Origin of the sequence: Paraburkholderia sp. J7, assembly GCF_905220155.1 — a bacterium.
Lineage (GTDB): Bacteria > Pseudomonadota > Gammaproteobacteria > Burkholderiales > Burkholderiaceae > Paraburkholderia.
In genome coordinates this window covers 12,835-29,316 of record NZ_CAJMYZ010000028.1, presented here as the reverse complement: position 1 = coordinate 29,316, position 16,482 = coordinate 12,835, and the positions used below count along the sequence as shown (strand labels likewise).

Genomic DNA, 16,482 nt, shown 5'->3' with positions numbered 1-16,482 from the left:
GGCCTCTCTAACACGAAGCTCGAAGAACCGGACGAGTAAGTGCACCAATGTGATCGAGACACAGGTTCCATCCAGGCAACCCGACCTTGAAGGGCGGGTGTCCTGCGGAATTCAGGATGCGTTGGCCCATGTCGATGGGCTCACCTTTCACCGTTGCTGCGGCAAGAAATTAGCCCGCATCTCGAGCGACAGCACCTCCTCAAAAAAAGGTGAGGGCATGGGTTCGTCCACGGAACGTTCTGTCGAGGTAGATTTTTTTAGAGGTGTCGCTTTACTCGTTATTGCCCTCGATCACAACACGAGCGGCGTCCTTCGACATGTCACGTTGCATACCTACGCGTATTGCGACGCAGCTGAGGTTTTCGTCTTTCTGGGTGGTTATGCCTCGGCGGCTGCATACGTCGGTGTTGCCACACGCCGAGGCAAACTTGTTGCGCGTCGACGCTTCCTAAAGCGCGCCTGCGACATCTACCGCGCCTACCTGATCACGGCAGCACTGATGCTCGCTTGCAGCGCGGCTCTGAGATTCGTCAATGTGCCGTTAGCCGCAATCCATCAGACGTGGCCGATGTTTGCCGCACATCCGGTACGGACGTTGCTCGACTTCGCACTTTTTCGTCAGCAACCTTTCCTGTCTGCCGTGCTTCCAATGTACGTGCTGTTCGCGTTCGGCGTACCGTTCACAGTACCATTATTCCGGCGGTCACCCTCAGTTGCTCTTTTTGCCAGCCTCGCAGTTTGGCTCGCCGCCCCGTGGCTCGGTACCGGATTGCCCAGCTCGACCGGCGAAGGTTGGCCGTTCAATCCCTTCGCGTGGCAACTAATGTTCACTTTAGGCAAACTGTCCCGCCTACACCCCGTTTCTCAGGAATTCCACGCATCGTTTCGGGGCAGACAAGTGACGAAGATCGCGATTGGCGTTGCGCTAGTCATCGCGTTTATCAAGCTGTGCATAGATGCGCACGCTTCTCCCGGGTACATGAAGCAGAATCTCGCGAGCGTGCGGATTGTGAGCTTTCTGTCGATCGCGTGGCTCTGCGCGCAAGCGGTGCGACTCGGATGGATTCGCCTGCTCGCGGAAAGACTATGGCCTGTCGTTATAGTGGGGCGTCAGGGCCTAGCTTGTTTTGTCGGTGGCACCATTGTCTCAATATTTGCAGACGTCGGTCTTCAACTCGTCACTCGAACATTGCACTTGGCGACGGATTGGCCGATTCGGCTCGCTGGTGACTGCATAGAGATCGCGGCGCTGTTATTAATCGGTACCGTCGCGACTCGCATCGAACGATCTCGTGAATATCACTCCATCAAACAAAATGTCTTGGGTTTCATACATGCATCCGACGAACGATAGAAATCTGCGCTGCAGACATCGATTGAATCCGCGGACAAACCAATTATCGATGAAACCCTCGAAGCGAACAAAGTCTAGCGCTCACCACTACATATAGGATGGCAGTCGCGCACGTGGAACGTGCGCGAGACTATTTATCAGTGATCGCTAGCGAGCCGACATGAAATATTATTAATTGCGATCGCACCTAATCGAAACTACTTTTTTCACCCGCTATAAGTCTGTTAGTTCACGAGATAATAATGAGAGAGCACTGATGAAAAAGAAAATTGTGACAATCAAATTCAAACTGCTTCTTACGTTCGGCCTCTTGGCAGCGATACTAGCAATTTGTGCGGTTCTCGCGGCACTGGCGGCTCAGAAGCTTGATGCCGGCTCACAGTCGCCCCCCCAACTTTGGCTGGGCATTATAATCGCGGTCGCATCGACAGGAGCAGTGATTGCGGTGTACTTCTCGGTTCATCTCCATCGCGTGGTCTGCGGTGGCCTGCTACGCATGGCTCATAAATTTGAGGAAGTCGCGACAACGCTGGATTTGTCCAGACGTTCAGCTAGTCCACGAGCCGACGAATTCGGTCGCGCAGCGATTGCCTTCGACAAGCTAATGCGGCGGGTTGAAGAGGCGATGGCCGTTGTTCATGTCTCGTCGAATTCCGTATCTACGGCCGCTAAAGAAATAGCCTTCGGTAATCTCGATCTATCCGCACGTACTGAGCAACAAGCTGCTTCACTACAGGAAACTGCCGCGAGCATGCTTCAATTGACAGAGACGGTAAAACGTAACACAGACAGCGCACGAACAGCAAATGGCCTTGCATCAGACGCGCACGTCATGGCCGACGCGGCTGGTCAGGTTGTTAGAGTCATGCTGGACGCAATCGAACGTATCGATAGCACTTCAAAGAAGGTATCCGAAATCACGAGTGTTATCGAATCGATTGCATTTCAGACGAATATTCTTGCACTCAACGCGGCAGTGGAAGCAGCTCGCGCGGGCGAACAAGGCAGAGGATTTTCGGTTGTAGCAGCAGAAGTGCGCGTACTCGCCCAGCGGAGTACGCTGGCAGCAAGGGAGATCAACGAAGTGATCGCGTCCTCGGTCTCAACGGTCCATGAGAGTACGCGACACGCGCTGGAAGTAAGTTCGGCAATGGATAAGATGCAGTCGAATGCACGGCGTGTTGCAGGGATTGTTGATGAGATCGCCGTTGCCTCAGAAGAGCAAAGCCGTGGAATCGAGCAAATAAACACGGCGGTAGTTCAGATGGATCAAGTTACGCAGCAGAATGCAGCGCTGGTAGAGCAAGCAGCTACTGCTGCGCATTCTCTTGAGACGCATGCGATGAAATTGCAGGAAGCCGTTTCGGCGTTTACGCTGGCCGATACGGCGGTAGGCGACCACTGAAGTCACTTCATTGCTCGGTCGCCAATGTGCTCGCAACGACCAAGAATTGACTCCAACCGATTGGCCGTGGAACGTTCGATCTTCGGATTGCTCGATAAGTCAGGAAACCCGAACTCGCTTTCGTGGCCACCGAAGTTTCATAGCGAGACTATCGCTACGATGTCGAGAAAGATTTTTGTAAGCCCCTTGCGATCTTGGTGGGGGCAGCCAGTCGAATGATGGCTTATTTTTCTCTTTTCATTGCAGCCAAGTTCAGCCATGACTTTGCAGATACACACTTCAACGTGGAGGCGCATTCGCTCCTCGCAGCGCCCCACAATGCGCCGATGCAGAAGTCTGCCACGTCACCCACGCGTCAAAGCAGTCATGCCTCCGGAACTCCAGAATTGATCAGAAGCCACCATGATTCGACTATCGTTCTTCCATCTCACCAACCGCTCTGCGCCTTTCCCGATTCATACGAAGCCTCGGTTGCCGAGGATACTTTCTCCGCCTCAACATACGGTGATAGCGTGGACCGGTCACGCCATCCGCGGTCACTCATCCAACTCTTTGATCCGCCGATAAAGCGTAGATCGCCCAATTCCCAGCATCTTCGCAGCCTCGCCCACGTTTCCGTTGTGCTTTTCGAGCGCATTGCGAATCAACTGGGCTTCCTGCTCGCGAATCAAGCCAACAGGCCGAGCTGAATTCACACAGGTATCAGCGCCAACAAACCCAGCGCACATATGGTCCAACCCTAGCTCGGTCTCGCCATCACCCCGAACAGCCAATGCCGTGCGTAACACCATTTCGAGTTGGCGTATATTTCCCGGCCATGGATGTCGGCGAAAAACGTCCGCCAGCTCCTTGCTGATGCGCACCTCAGGGGCTCCAAGCTTCTTCAGAATCGTCACGACAAGCAGATCGATATCCGGCCTCTCACGCAACGCCGGAAGATTTATCGAGAAGCCTTTGATTCGGTAGTAGAGATCTTCCCGAAACGTCTTGTCGCGTATCAGTACACTCAGGTCGCGATGGGTCGCACAAATCACAGCCACGTCGATATCGTGTTCACTGCCAGCACCCAAGGGAGCGACTTTGCGCTCCTGCAGGACACGCAGAAGGCGCGCTTGCAAAGGGGCCGGCATATCTCCGATTTCATCCAGGAAGAGAGTACCGCCGTGCGCTTGCATCACGCGCCCAACGACTCCCCCTTTTCGAGCGCCGGTGAAAGCGCCCTCGCGATAGCCGAACAGTTCAGACTCGATCAATCCCTCGGGAATGGCTGCACAGTTCACTGCAATGAATGGCTTCCCGGAACGCGCGCTGGCATCGTGAAGGCCCTTCGCGATCACCTCCTTACCCGTGCCCGTCTCTCCTTGGAGCAAGACTGGCACGCCCTTGTTCAAACCCTGGCATGCCTGCTGCAATGCACGCAACAACTGGCGGTCTCCGCAGGCAAGTGCGCCCAAAGGGGAATGAGAATCGGCTACCGCCTCCGTTGCCTGTGCGGCACTGAGAATATTTCCCCCCACCGGATTCCGCGGCAACGCGAGAACCTTAAACCGGTATTCCTGCTGCAGGCCGGCGACCTTGAGTCCGTGAGCTTGTTCAAGAACAGTCATAAACGGCGCGCCACGCATTTGCAGCACATTACCGCACTGGAGGCCAACAACTTGCTCTCTCGTGAGATTCAACAGTTCACACGCCTGGAAACTTGCGCCAGCGACTATGCCTTCGTCCGTAATGGCCAGTAGCCCGGCCCAAATTGAATCAATATATTGTTCGTATGAATGTATGGCAACAAGAACATGCTCGGGAAACGTGGCAGCGAACAAGCGGCGTTCAATATGTCGCGCCACAGTATTCATCAGCATGAACATAGTGTCTTGTAGCGGCAGAGGTCCGTCGCGAGTGACGTCAAGCACTCCCAGAATCTTGCCGTACGGATCCGCAATGGGCATCGATCTGCAGGAAACACGGTTCAAACTGTCAAGGAAGTGCTCACCACTATTTACGAGTACAGACCGGCCTTCGACGAGCGCCATACCAAGAGCGTTGGTTCCACGCACGGACTCGCTCCAACATGCACCAGGGCGTATGTCCCGAATTCCAATGTGATCTTTGAACGGCGTTACATGACCGTCAATCTTCAGGATAGCCGCGTCGGCATCAGTCAAGATCACGATCTCTTGAGACGAGCAACGTTCAGCTAGAAATCGAAGTTCCGGAGTCGCCGCATCAAGTAACGCGCTGTTCACCTCGCGCATCTCTTCCTGGCTCTTTGCGTCCGGGAGGTTCAATAACGAACGGTCGTACCAACGGACACCTTGGTCGATGCTTCGACGCCAAGACGCTTCGATATCTTCCCGCAATACGCCCTCCGGCAACACCCCGTCCGAGCGCAACTGATCCCGCACCAAATTCGCAATTTGCAACTGGTACGCGACTGATGCCTCGACATGAGTGGTGCCGTGAACTCCTACCACGGCTCTAAGGAGCTGAGCAGCCAATTGAAATCCCACTATCGCTTATTGAACGAAATCTGTCATGATCGCCAGAGCCACACAACTAGGGCAACCCCCCCTTCAGCCTCAAGGACAAGCTTGCCGAATTCTTCTTAGTGACACGAACTTGTTCAATAATTCGGTGACTTCGGTTCACACCCGCGATGGCTCTTTAGAGAGCCGCCCTTCAACACAAACCTCACGGCCTACAAGGCAGTTCCCTGAACTCGACGTGCCCGCGAGACGACGCGCGGCCCTACGCCACCGTAGTGCCGCTTGAAGCACGCAAGCCTCTCCCCACTGCCCCCCAGAAAGCAAATATCGCCCGAAGGACTCCCCGGCAGGCTAGGTTGAAATTCCGTACCAAATGTTCCATAATAGCACACACGGCGTAGTGCCGCCGCAATTGAAGCAAGGGTAGTCAGTGACACAATCGCCGCAGCGAAAGCGAGTGCGATCATCTACAGCCAGATGCTTACGTGTTGTCTGACCTGCATTGCCGAGACCTACGCATACCTCGTGCGTGTGTTGTCCGAATTGCCACAACGCGCGCACCGGATGGCAATGTCACCGACTTGCTGCACCATTATTTCAGCAGGCACTCCAGGGCGTCATGCAACCCCGTATGAATTAGCGTATGTCGCGCCTACCGGACGCACATCTCGGCACGTTCGCGTAAGCGTCTTCGGTCGACTACAGTCGATCGCGACGTTGTGTGTTGCCCGGCAGCGCTCCCATATGCCCCGCTCCACAGCGTTTGGACTGACGGAAATGCGGCCACTCAAGCGCGTAGAACTGGTTCGCTTGTCAGGTGTTTGATCGCCGTGTTTAACCGACGTGCCTGCGCTTAACGATATCTGCGTCGCGTGGGTGTAGTCCCCACCTCAGTTATCAGGGCGTTGCTCGACCAGAATGCAAGGTGTCACTTCTTCTCCTTGTCGTGTCCCATCCGTAGTGCGAGCGGTGCCTCCATGCAGGAATAACCGAGGGATGCACAAAAGCGCTCAAAGCTCTGACAAACGGAAGAATCCAACCGCATCCAGGAGCGAGCGAGCCTGTGACGCGAGCGCATGCGTCGCGGCCGCCGATTGTTCAACCAATGCGGCATTCTGTTGCGTAACGTGGTCCATCTGGGAGACCGCCTGACTCATTTCCTGGATTCCGGTCAGTTGCTCAGCAGATGCAATCGAGATCTCCTCCGTGATCGTCGCGACGTCTCCAACCGACAGTACAATACTGCTTATGATCTGACCGGCATCTTCGACCAGCTTCGCCCCTTCTCTGACACGCGCGGAGGACTCTGAAATCAGCGCTTTGATTTCTCTCGCTGAACTCGCACTGCGTTGAGCCAAGGCGCGCACCTCTCCTGCCACCACTGCAAATCCTCTACCCTGTTCTCCGGCCCGCGCAGCCTCTACTGCAGCATTGAGGGCAAGGATATTCGTCTGGAACGCAATTCCCTCGATAACTTCAACGATGCTCTCGACAGTCTGCGAACTGCTAGAAATCCCACGCATTGTCGACGTCACTCGCTCGACGGCATCTCCTCCGCGTCTGGCCTCCTCCGCAGCTTTACGCGCGAGACTATTCGCACGTTCTGCACTATCTGAATTGCGGCCTACGGTGGCGGTGAACTCCTCCATTGCCCCAGCGGTCTGCTCCAGAGACGCAGCCTGCTCCTCTGTACGAGATGACAAGTCTGTATTTCCAGAGGCCAGCTGTGTTGCGGCCGTAGCGATGGCGTTCGTACCCACACGCACCTGTGCCACTATGCCCCCCAAACTCCTGCTCATGCCATCAAGCGAGCGAAGAAGTTGCCCAGTCTCGTCGAGCGATTGAGCGGTAACGTGCAAAGACAAATCACCCGATGCAACCGTGCTCGCCACGTCCACAGCCTGGATGATTGGGCGAGTGATTGTTCGTGTTAGCAGGAGTGAAAAGGCAGCTCCAAACACCAATGTAATTGCGCCGAGTGCCAACATGAAGTGAAGGGAGGAACGAATTTTGTCGACAACGGTCGCACTTCGAACATCTGCGTGTGCTTTTTCCAGTGCAACAAGCTGGTCAGTTGTCTCACTCAACGCGGTCAAGGCAGGGATTGTTCTATCCGTCGTAATTTTGACTGCGGCATCCTGATTATGCTGTTCAAGTGCGATGCTAACGCTCGAGAGCGCCGACATTAGTGTATCGCGACGCTCACGCAGAGTGGCAAGCAGTTCTCTTGCCCGATCAGATGTGTCAGATCTTTGAATCGTGTCGAGGAAAGTCGCGTTCTCCTTCTGATTCGTGTGAATCTTGTCCAGAAGAGCATTCACCGATGCATCGTCTCGGGCCAGAATTAGTTGCAGCGAGTATCGCGCGTTCATTTGCGTTCGCTTGTCTATAGCATGCGCCGCAGTTGCGCTGCGAAAGTCACTGTCAACCAGCAACTGCGTATCTCGGTCAATGCTGACGAGCTTGTACGCACCGACAACAACAATGACAACCAAAAGAAAGAGAACGACGAAAAAGCCAGCTCCGAGACGGGCTCCGATTCTCATATTGTTGATGATCGTTCTCAATGGCTTGCCTTTAATCGATTTTTATAGATGTCGTAATCGCGATTCAGCCGCACACAATCAGATCGAGTCGATGGGAAACTGCATAAATCTCCTCCCACGCGAGTTCTGCACTGGAAGCTTCCCTGCGCGCAAATTAACCTGGATGGAAGGGAAGAATAGCCCCGGTAAGGACAGGCTCTGGTCTCGCCTGTTGCGCATGTCTCTGAACGTCGCCAGATTGATTCCGTCGCGAACATGGATGTTTGCGTGCCTCTGGTGTCGAACATTGGTCATGCAAATCGGCTCGCGTCCGTCAGGAGGATAGTCGTGACACAAAAAGAGACGCGTTTCTTCCCCGAGTTTGAGGATCCGGCGAGCTGATTTGTACAGGTTCTCGGCGCTTCCTCCAGGAAAATCGCAACGAGCAGAGCCAACGTCTGGCATGAATATCGTGTCACCAACAAATGCCACAGATTCCCCGAATAGAAATGCCACATCAGCGGGAGTATGGCCCGGCACGTGCATCACCGTAACGACCAAAGGGCCGACGTTGAACTTCTCGCCACATTCGAAGAGATGGTCAAAGTCACTTCCGTTGGGCTCAAACTCGGACCCAAAATCGAATATTTCCCGGAATACTCGTTGCACTTCGACTATGCCCGAGCCAATGCCGATCTGACCGCCAAGTTCTTGTTTCAGATAGTCTGCGCCGGACAAGTGATCAGCATGTACGTGCGTCTCGAGATGCCATTGAACCAGCAGGTCGTGCTCTCTAATGTAACTTGCGATCTTGTCAGCAGCTTCCGTCGAGACTCTCAAAGCCCTCAGTTCAAAGCCGAGAACAGAATCCACAATTGCACATTCGCGGTAGCCCTTCGCGTTCACGACGTAACTGAATGTCGACGTCGCCGGGTCGAAGAACGGCTCAATTCTAACTTCCATCTTCTCTGACCCTCAGGCGAATGTCTGCTTTAGCCACAGCACAGCGACGCTGAGGACGAGCAAAGCGAACACCGACTGGACCCACTGCCATGGCAACCGATGCGTCGCTATACGGCCGCCCGCAAGTCCGACGACCATCGCCCCGGTAAAGACCCAGCCAACAGACGCAATGTGAGCGCCGCCTAATAGTGACCCGACTACGGTAAAGGAACTTACGAGCGCTACGACTGCCAGTGACGTCGCAGTAACACCAACCATCGGCAAATCGCTAAACTGCCGCAATGCCGGGACAATGACGAAGCCGCCCCCTACACCAAGCATGCCAGTGAACAGCCCAGCCGAGGCACCAATACTTGCCATCGACGCGGCACAGCCTGCTGTCCAATGAAATCGCCCGGTTTCAGGATTCACCCGACAGAGCAGATTTTTGCTGGACTGTTCGCGCTGGTTAGCGTTTCCTAGCACCTGAGCAATCATCCGGACCGCTACGAACAGCATCACTCCGCAAAATATGAACGTTAGCCATCGCTGTGGCATCTCGTGTGCTAAATGCGCTCCAATTGGCGCGCCGACTGCTCCCGCAAGGGACATTGCAATGGCCGCCCTATAGCGCACATGACCACGCCTTAAAGCCGTTACCGCGCCAATTGCGGCCGCAGATGAGACTGCAATCAGGGAGATTGGCGCTGCATCATGCAGCGTCAACCCTAGACCCAGCATCAGTGCCGGCACGGCCATAACGCCGCCAGCTCCAGTCAGTCCAAGGACGGCGCCGATTGCCAAGCCGTAGACGGCCCCGGTGAACATCATAGGTCCTTCCCTTTTACGGTCAGTAGGACTTGTACGGCAAGAATTTGCCGGAGAGCACCACACTTACGCGGTCACCTTTCGCATCCGCTTGGCGCTGGATGTCCATCGAAAAGTCGATTGCACTCATGATCCCGTCACCGAACTCTTCGTGGATCAACTCTTTGATGGTCGTGCCGTACACGTTCACCATTTCGTACCAGCGATAGATCAGCGGATCCGTCGGAACAGCCGTCGGCAGTGAACCTTTGTATGGAACAATCTGCAACCACGCGATGGCTTCATCGGACAACTCGAAGATTTCACCAACGATGGCGGCCTGCTCTTTGCTCAGCTGCATCTGACCGAGGCATGCGGCGGTAGTCCACTCCTTCGCCATGCCTACTTTTTCAGCGACATCTGCCCACTTGAGGCCCTTGCGAACCTTCGCCGAAACGATCATCTCGGTAACCTGCGTGCGACTCGAAATCATGTGACTATCCTTAAAAAAATCTACCACTAGAAAAATTAAGCCATATTTCCGGTACGGAGCACGCGACCCTGTTCAAGCTCCGTAACGTTGTCTTGGCACAGACCGGGACGAACAATCTGCGTCATTTGATGCATGTCGCGCCCTTGTTCGATATCCTGCTGGATCGTTGCGGACCGTCGGACGAGAAAATCGATGAGATAGTTTCGGATCCGATAGAACTGAGGATCGTGAATCAGCGATTCTCGTGTCCTCTCCCGGGGCATCGTGTTCACAACGATCTCTGCAAGGCGAGCACGCGGACCATTACTCATCAAAAAAATTCGGTCAGCAAGCAAGATTGCTTCGTCCACGTCATGTGTGATCATGAAAACGGTCTGATGCGTAGCCAGACAGATGCGCAAAAGCTCATCCTGAATAACACCACGCGTCAACGCATCGAGTGCCCCGAAAGGTTCATCCATCAAAAGCATCTTAGGCGCGACGGAAAACGCGCGGGCAATCCCGACGCGCTGGCGCATACCACCCGATAGCTCCGATGGCTTTTTGTCGATCGCTCGCGTGAGCCCAACCATATCGAGAAAGCGCATCGCGCAGTCTTGAATCTGTTGCCGTGTCCAGTCTGGATTCCGTGACCGGACGGCAAATTCGACATTCTGTTTCGCTGTGAGCCAAGGCAACAGCGCATGCCCCTGGAACACTACGCCGCGATCAAGGCTTGGGCCAGCTATCTCCCGTCCGCCCATGACGGCACTGCCACCACTTGCCTGCTCAAGCCCACCAAGCACGTTCAGAATCGTGCTTTTTCCACAGCCAGAATGACCAATTACGCAAATGAACTCTCCACGGTCGATCTTGAAAGTCACGTCCTCGAAGACCGGTGGAAGGTCGGCGCGGTAACGTTTCGAGAGGTTGTCAATCTCAATGAATGCTCCGCCGATTGTGCTGCGACTGTCGTTACTCTGCATAGGTCACCTTCTTTTGCAGGCGCGCGAAAAGCTGGTCGAGGAGCATTCCCACAACTCCGATGATGACTACCGCGAACAGGACATTTGTCAGAGAAAGATTGTTCCACTGATTCCAGAGGAAATAGCCAACGCCCGTCCCGCCGACCAGCATTTCAGCAGCCACGATCACAAGCCATGCAATCCCCATCGAGATCCGCATTCCCGTGATAATTGTGGGTGCAGCGGCAGGCAAGACAATCTGGAGCGCTTTGCGCAACGGCGAAACTTCGAGGGTGCGAGCAACGTTCAACCACTCCCGCCTTACGTTTGCGACGCCAAATGCCGTATTGATCAGCATCGGCCATAGGGAGCAGATGAAAATCACAAAAATTGCGGAAACAGAAGCATCCTTGATCGTGTACAGCGCGATTGGCATCCACGCGAGCGGAGAGATCGGCTTCAGTAGTTGAATGAACGGATCAAAAGCGCGATATAGAAGCGGTGACATGCCAATCAGGAAACCCAGCGGTATCGACACGACGACAGCCAGCAGATATCCGCCAGCGACACGCAAAAGGGAATGTCCCAACTGGATGCCGATCCCTTTGTCATTCGGACCATGATCGTAGAAGGGGTGCGCGAGGTTTTTCGCTGCGACGGACAAGAACTGCGCTGGCGTGGGGAAACCATCACTTGTTGGCTCAGCCGATTGATCGCCCGGAGCCTGCCCCATCAACCGGGCATACTCCTTTTGCTCTGGTGTCGTAGGTGCCTGCTGAACTTGCGTGCCCGCAGTTGTTGCGAACTGCCAGCAAACAAGCAGGATGGCCACCATGGCAAGTGACACAAATGCAGCCTGCAACCGAATTGAAGACTTCATCTCATATCCTTTGAGTCAGGTCCGCTTGATTGCAAAATGTGCGAGGTACGTGGCAGGGTCCGCGGGATCGTACTCACGGCCCATCACTGAGAATTTCCGCATCCCCGTAGCTATCGCATCCTGGTCGGCTTCTTGCCCCAGCGCCTTCATTTGCACGCGCGCGTCCGTAAGCAAGAACACTTTTTTTGCAAGGTCATCGTAGGAAATCGGCTTCTTGATGTAGCCCCACCGTTGCATTTGTGTGAGCATCCAGGTGGCCATCGAATACCACGGCAGCGGCTGAAAATCCGTTCGGTCTGGCTGATCGCGCACATGCCCAAGACCATCGGCGTAGTGACCGTTGAGTGCCTGCAAAATGACTGTTTCCGGCTGGTTCAGATAATTCGGCGTCGAGATAGCACGCGCAATCGCAGGACGATTCTCCAGCTTGTGGGCATTCGCGGAGGCCTTCAGCAGAGAACGATATAACGCCACAAACGTGTTTGGATTCTTGTCGATGAAGTCCTGCGCCACACCGAACGCACAACAAGGGTGCCCATCCCAAATGTCGCGCGACAGGATATGAATGAAGCCCACCTGGTCATACACAGCACGCTGATTGAAGGGATCCGGCCCTAGGAATCCGTCAATGTTTCCTGCCCGCAAATTGGCAATCATCTCCGCGGGCGGAGTCACTCGCAGCTGAACATCGCGGTCGGGGTCAAGTCCGTGCTCTGCGAGGTAGTAGCGGAGCAAGAAGTTGTGCATCGAGTACTCGAACGGAATGGCGAACTTGAAGCCCCTCCAGTTCTTCGGATCGCGGTTGTCCTTATGCTTCAGAGCTAGCGTAATCGCCTGGCCATTGACGTTCTGAATGGCGGCAACTCGCATCGGCTGGGCAGCAGACGCAAGCCCCATCGAAATGGCGAGCGGCATCGGCGCCAGGAAATGCGATGCGTCGAGCTGATGATTCAGCATCTGATCGCGAACCAGGGCCCACCCAGCGGTCTTGCTAAGTGTGACGTTGAGGCCCTGCTCCCGATAGAACCCCATTGGTTCCGCTGTAATCAGCGGCGTGGCGCAATTAATCGGGATGAAGCCGATCTTCAGGTCTTTCTTCTCCAGTGGGCGCTTTTCCTCAGCCATCGCCTGAAGGTCAGCTAAGGGAAGCACACTTGCGATAGCGGCACGCGCAGCGTTGACGCCGACTGCTCGCAGGAATCGGCGGCGCAGCGCATCGTGGGGGAACAGCGCCCGGACGGCTGCCATTTCGATGAAATGACGCGACTGAGTTTCGTCACCCTGCCCCTGGGGGCGCGACGCAGCGCCGCTGCGTGCAGTGTGTTCGTCCTGGCTGCCGTGCATGCCACATGAACAGCGCTCCAGCGAGTGGTCCGGGCTATACGGACGATACGGATTCTCATCTTTCATGTTCGACGCACCTGCTTCAATCCGGACTTGGGTTAGCCGCCCTACGGGCGGCAGGACGTTCAAGCAACAAGCCGCTGCTTAGTGACGCCTGCTTCGATACGTGCAATCACTCGACCATCAAGGCTCTGCTCCATGCAAATCTGCCCATCTCGATCCTCCGGAGCGCTCCACGTGCCATCTGAGCGTGGGACCCCGTGGAGAACGACGGGAAATGCCTTCGTTTTCAGGCGGATCATAGGCGTGCTGTGGACATAGCCGGCATGTTCCCGATTGAGCGCGTGATGCGAAAGAACACCCGCCTGGCGCACGATCGGCTCGATGAAACGGCACGGCACCCCGGCGACACTGATGCAGTCGCCGATCGCGTAAATGTCTTCGACGCTTGTCTGCATCGACAACGGATCGACAACAATGCCTCGGTCAAACGCAAGTCCTGCCATTTTCGCGAGCCGCGTTTCGGTAACGAGTCCTGTTGCGGCAACGACTTCGTCAACGCGAATTTGCTCAGTGCCTTGCAGCAGAATGTCTTTTTGGTCGTTTTCCGCTTTCTCGATCTTCTCGATGTGACGCCCCCCCAAAAATCTGACACCCCCATCCTGCAAGCTCGTCAAGAGCTTTTCAGAAACTATTGCCGGAACCAGGCTGGCCAACGGACCGGGGTTCACATCGATAAGTGACACCGCGTGACCTGCGCGCGCAAAGTCCTCTGCGAGTTCGCATCCAATCATTCCGGCACCGACAATCGCGACGTGTTTTTTCGCGCCATCCAATCGTGCCTGAAGCCCTGACCACCCCGCCAAATCATTGACACGCCAGCAGAGTGAAGCTGGCATCTGCTCTGGCAGTGCCGGACGCGCCCCCTGTGCGACTACGAGCTTCGTATAGCGAATCGCCCCTCGCGTCGTCCGAACCTGATTGAGCGACGGGGAAATACCGACGACGAACGTTTCAGTCATCAGCCGCACGTTGAGGCGCCGGGCTGCATTTACGGCAGACTCACGAACCAGATCTGCAGGTTTCAAGCAGCGCCCGAGCGCTACGGACAGTTCGGGCTTCAGATATCTGTCGCCGTTGCATGCGGTCACGAGGGTGATAGGTACTGCGGGATCGAGCGCTCGCAACGCTTCAGCCGCGCTCCACCCTGCGATTCCGCCGCCCACGATGACGACCCCGAGCTCACGCGAAGGAGCAACGGCAGCAGCGTCAGTCTGCAGTGCCGTTCGCTCAAGCGGCTCATAAGGCTCGAAATCCGCCTTCACGACTCCACAGAGCGGACAAGCCCAGTCCTCCGGAATATCGTCAAATCGCGTCCCTGGCGCGAGCCCGCTATCTGGATCGCCCAGTTCTTCGTCATAAATCAAGCCACAGGCCCGGCAGAGGAATTGCCTCCACGGCAACGTGGTCGGCGTGTTCATTCGGGGACCTCCTCTTTCGACAGACGAGCCATCTCCCAACGCAGGTGCTTGATGGCGGGGGTGACGATCGCTACGAACTGGGCCTCGCGCACACGGCGCTGCGGAGCGGCGCTCATGAGGTAGCCGCGAGCTCCCTGATGCATAAGCGCAGAATTTGCAGCGCGCAGCGCCAGTTGCGCGCCTTGCACACGTGCGTCAAGCACATGGAGCAGATAGTCTTTACTGCCGTCATAAGGCGTCTCCGCAAGCCGAGCAACTCGCCCCCCCAGTTCGTCGTACTCCGCCTGAAGCTCCGCGGCGCCATCCTCAAGGAATTGGTTGACGTGACCAAGCACAGGCTCGACTTCGCGGATGGAGTCGATACTCCCCTGTGCAATCCCGATCGCCATTCCAGCTTGCAGTAGCACAAATACCGCTCGTATCTTTGCAATGAGAGGGCGCGCAGGATCTGCAATCATCGCGTCCTCTCCAACAAAGTAGTTGTCCAAGCGTATGCCCCAAGTGCTCGTTCCTTCCATGCCCGAAAATTCGGGGCATTGGCGCAGTACGACCTCGGGCGCGAACTTCAACAGGAACATGATCTCGTGCGACAGTGAGCCATCGTCGCGGAACACCCCCGCCATGGCACCGCAGTACTGTCCGGGGGCGATATGACTCACCCACGGCAGTGCGCCACTAACGCGATACCCCCCGGCCACCCTCACTGCGCGCAACAACATCTTTTCTATACCTGCCAGCGCTTTCATCGGATTTGAAAGCGCCGTGCCCCCAAAAGTACGCCCCATCGCGTGATCATTGAGCAGTTCGCCTGTCAGTGCGGGATTATCGGATTGCTCCATGTAAAGCCCACAGACGTCATGCGCCCACGTGAGAAACCCGGTCGACCCACAACGGCGACTCACAGCGCGCATGGCATCCAGTGCCAAGCCAACCCGACGACCACCTCGCTCGAGGTGCGCACCGAATGCGCCTGCGGCGCCGAGCGACCCCATGATCTCGAGAGGGTAATGTCCCTCGTCAATGCGATGCGCGGCTTCGGCAAGCGGGCCATCGGCGACGGCCGTCACGTTTGACATGACCTGCGAATCGGTCCACGTCGAATCGATCCGGTCGCCAGGAAAATCAACCGCTATCATGATGCGATACTCCCGTTTATCAGAGTGATGGAGCGTGCTGCGGCTTAGTCAGCGAGCGCGATGCTGAACGGGACGGGATTGCGCATCGTGTTGGCGACGGGCGAAAAGTAGTTTGCGTGCTTGACGATATCGTCCAGTTCCTCACGCGTGGCATCGCCTTCGATGAGGACCTTTACGCGAATCGCCTGGAAGCCCATTTGCGCAGGCTGACGTTCGGCGCCGCCGGCGCCCCACGCGGCGGTATTGCCAATATCGGCTTCGAGGAAGATTTCTAGGCGCGAAAGTTTGACTTCGCGGTAGGTTGCAACGGCTGTGATGCCGACACTCAGGCAACCACCCAGTGCGGACAATGCGATCTCACCCGGAGCGGGGACTGTGTTTTCGCCGAAAAGGTGGACCGGCTCATCCACGACGACCGGGTTGTGCGTGCCCACATAGCTCCACGAGCGGAACTGCCCCTGCATTACCGTGTGGACCTTGTTGCTGCCCTTACGCTCGGGGTTCTCACGGCCAGCGGCGGCAAATTTCAGAAGGCCTTCGCGGTCGATGGGGCGCAGGTAGGTGGTGACGGTTTCGGTACTCAAGGTATTTCTCCTGGTAACAGACGTGCCATAAAAGCCGGATAAAACGATCTGCGTGATCGCACATCAGACTAAGCAACGACCGTGCCAAGACACAAAAACCCCTT

At 55.8% G+C, this 16,482-nt stretch carries 13 protein-coding genes; 2 read left to right on the top strand and 11 right to left on the bottom strand.

The annotated features are described in order from the left end of the window. The first annotated feature begins 49 nt into the window (after positions 1–49). Positions 50–1,354, top strand: coding sequence for an OpgC domain-containing protein (locus U5A58_RS34210; RefSeq protein WP_321915942.1), 1,305 nt, complete (start codon positions 50–52; stop codon positions 1,352–1,354). 256 nt (positions 1,355–1,610) lie between these two features. After that, a complete protein-coding gene (locus U5A58_RS34205) occupies positions 1,611–2,759 on the top strand; it encodes a methyl-accepting chemotaxis protein (protein WP_321915941.1) in 1,149 nt (382 codons plus the stop codon). A 536-nt stretch (positions 2,760–3,295) separates the two neighbouring features. On the opposite strand, the gene U5A58_RS34200 is transcribed toward U5A58_RS34205, so the two are convergent. From U5A58_RS34200 to U5A58_RS34150, 11 genes are all read right to left on the bottom strand, one after another. After that, a complete protein-coding gene (locus U5A58_RS34200) occupies positions 3,296–5,254 on the bottom strand; it encodes a sigma-54-dependent Fis family transcriptional regulator (RefSeq protein WP_321915940.1) in 1,959 nt (652 codons plus the stop codon). Positions 5,255–6,252: 998 nt separating this feature from the next. Further along, entirely contained in the window at positions 6,253–7,809 is a 1,557-nt protein-coding gene (locus U5A58_RS34195) for a methyl-accepting chemotaxis protein (RefSeq protein ID WP_321890079.1), read from the bottom strand. A gap of 57 nt (positions 7,810–7,866) precedes the next feature. Further along, positions 7,867–8,730 (bottom strand): MBL fold metallo-hydrolase, encoded by an 864-nt coding sequence (locus U5A58_RS34190; RefSeq protein WP_321915939.1) that lies wholly within the window; start codon positions 8,728–8,730, stop codon positions 7,867–7,869. Positions 8,731–8,742: 12 nt separating this feature from the next. Further along, positions 8,743–9,540, bottom strand: coding sequence for a sulfite exporter TauE/SafE family protein (locus U5A58_RS34185; RefSeq protein WP_321915938.1), 798 nt, complete (start codon positions 9,538–9,540; stop codon positions 8,743–8,745). 19 nt (positions 9,541–9,559) lie between these two features. Further along, positions 9,560–10,009 (bottom strand): cyanase, encoded by a 450-nt coding sequence (cynS, locus tag U5A58_RS34180; protein WP_321890082.1) that lies wholly within the window; start codon positions 10,007–10,009, stop codon positions 9,560–9,562. Positions 10,010–10,044: 35 nt separating this feature from the next. Continuing rightward, entirely contained in the window at positions 10,045–10,974 is a 930-nt protein-coding gene (locus tag U5A58_RS34175; protein ID WP_321915937.1) for an ABC transporter ATP-binding protein, read from the bottom strand. After that, the gene (gene ntrB, locus U5A58_RS34170) at positions 10,964–11,833 is read right to left on the bottom strand and encodes a nitrate ABC transporter permease (protein WP_321915936.1); all 870 of its coding nucleotides are present in this window, start codon (positions 11,831–11,833) and stop codon (positions 10,964–10,966) included. Before ntrB ends, U5A58_RS34175 begins: the two co-directional genes overlap by 11 nt. A gap of 15 nt (positions 11,834–11,848) precedes the next feature. Continuing rightward, positions 11,849–13,243: a CmpA/NrtA family ABC transporter substrate-binding protein gene (locus U5A58_RS34165; protein WP_321915935.1), complete on the bottom strand. Its 1,395-nt coding sequence runs from the start codon at positions 13,241–13,243 to the stop codon at positions 11,849–11,851. A 59-nt stretch (positions 13,244–13,302) separates the two neighbouring features. Then, positions 13,303–14,658 (bottom strand): FAD-dependent oxidoreductase, encoded by a 1,356-nt coding sequence (locus U5A58_RS34160; protein WP_321915934.1) that lies wholly within the window; start codon positions 14,656–14,658, stop codon positions 13,303–13,305. After that, positions 14,655–15,794 (bottom strand): acyl-CoA dehydrogenase family protein, encoded by a 1,140-nt coding sequence (locus U5A58_RS34155; RefSeq protein WP_321915933.1) that lies wholly within the window; start codon positions 15,792–15,794, stop codon positions 14,655–14,657. The genes U5A58_RS34160 and U5A58_RS34155 overlap by 4 nt, the downstream gene beginning before the upstream one ends. 44 nt (positions 15,795–15,838) lie before the next feature. Beyond that, a complete protein-coding gene (locus tag U5A58_RS34150) occupies positions 15,839–16,378 on the bottom strand; it encodes an OsmC family protein (RefSeq protein ID WP_321915932.1) in 540 nt (179 codons plus the stop codon). Positions 16,379–16,482: the final 104 nt, after the last annotated feature.

Excerpts from the sequence above, each read along its gene's own strand:
- U5A58_RS34205 (WP_321915941.1), top strand. The coding sequence starts at position 1,611 with ATGAAAAAGAAAATTGTGACAATCAAATTCAAACTGCTTCTTACGTTC.
- U5A58_RS34190 (WP_321915939.1), bottom strand. The coding sequence starts at position 8,730 with ATGGAAGTTAGAATTGAGCCGTTCTTCGACCCGGCGACGTCGACATTC.
- U5A58_RS34185 (WP_321915938.1), bottom strand. The coding sequence starts at position 9,540 with ATGATGTTCACCGGGGCCGTCTACGGCTTGGCAATCGGCGCCGTCCTT.
- cynS (WP_321890082.1), bottom strand. The coding sequence starts at position 10,009 with ATGATTTCGAGTCGCACGCAGGTTACCGAGATGATCGTTTCGGCGAAG.
- U5A58_RS34175 (WP_321915937.1), bottom strand. The coding sequence starts at position 10,974 with ATGCAGAGTAACGACAGTCGCAGCACAATCGGCGGAGCATTCATTGAG.
- ntrB (WP_321915936.1), bottom strand. The coding sequence starts at position 11,833 with ATGAAGTCTTCAATTCGGTTGCAGGCTGCATTTGTGTCACTTGCCATG.
- U5A58_RS34165 (WP_321915935.1), bottom strand. The coding sequence starts at position 13,243 with ATGAAAGATGAGAATCCGTATCGTCCGTATAGCCCGGACCACTCGCTG.
- U5A58_RS34160 (WP_321915934.1), bottom strand. The coding sequence starts at position 14,658 with ATGAACACGCCGACCACGTTGCCGTGGAGGCAATTCCTCTGCCGGGCC.
- U5A58_RS34155 (WP_321915933.1), bottom strand. The coding sequence starts at position 15,794 with ATGATAGCGGTTGATTTTCCTGGCGACCGGATCGATTCGACGTGGACC.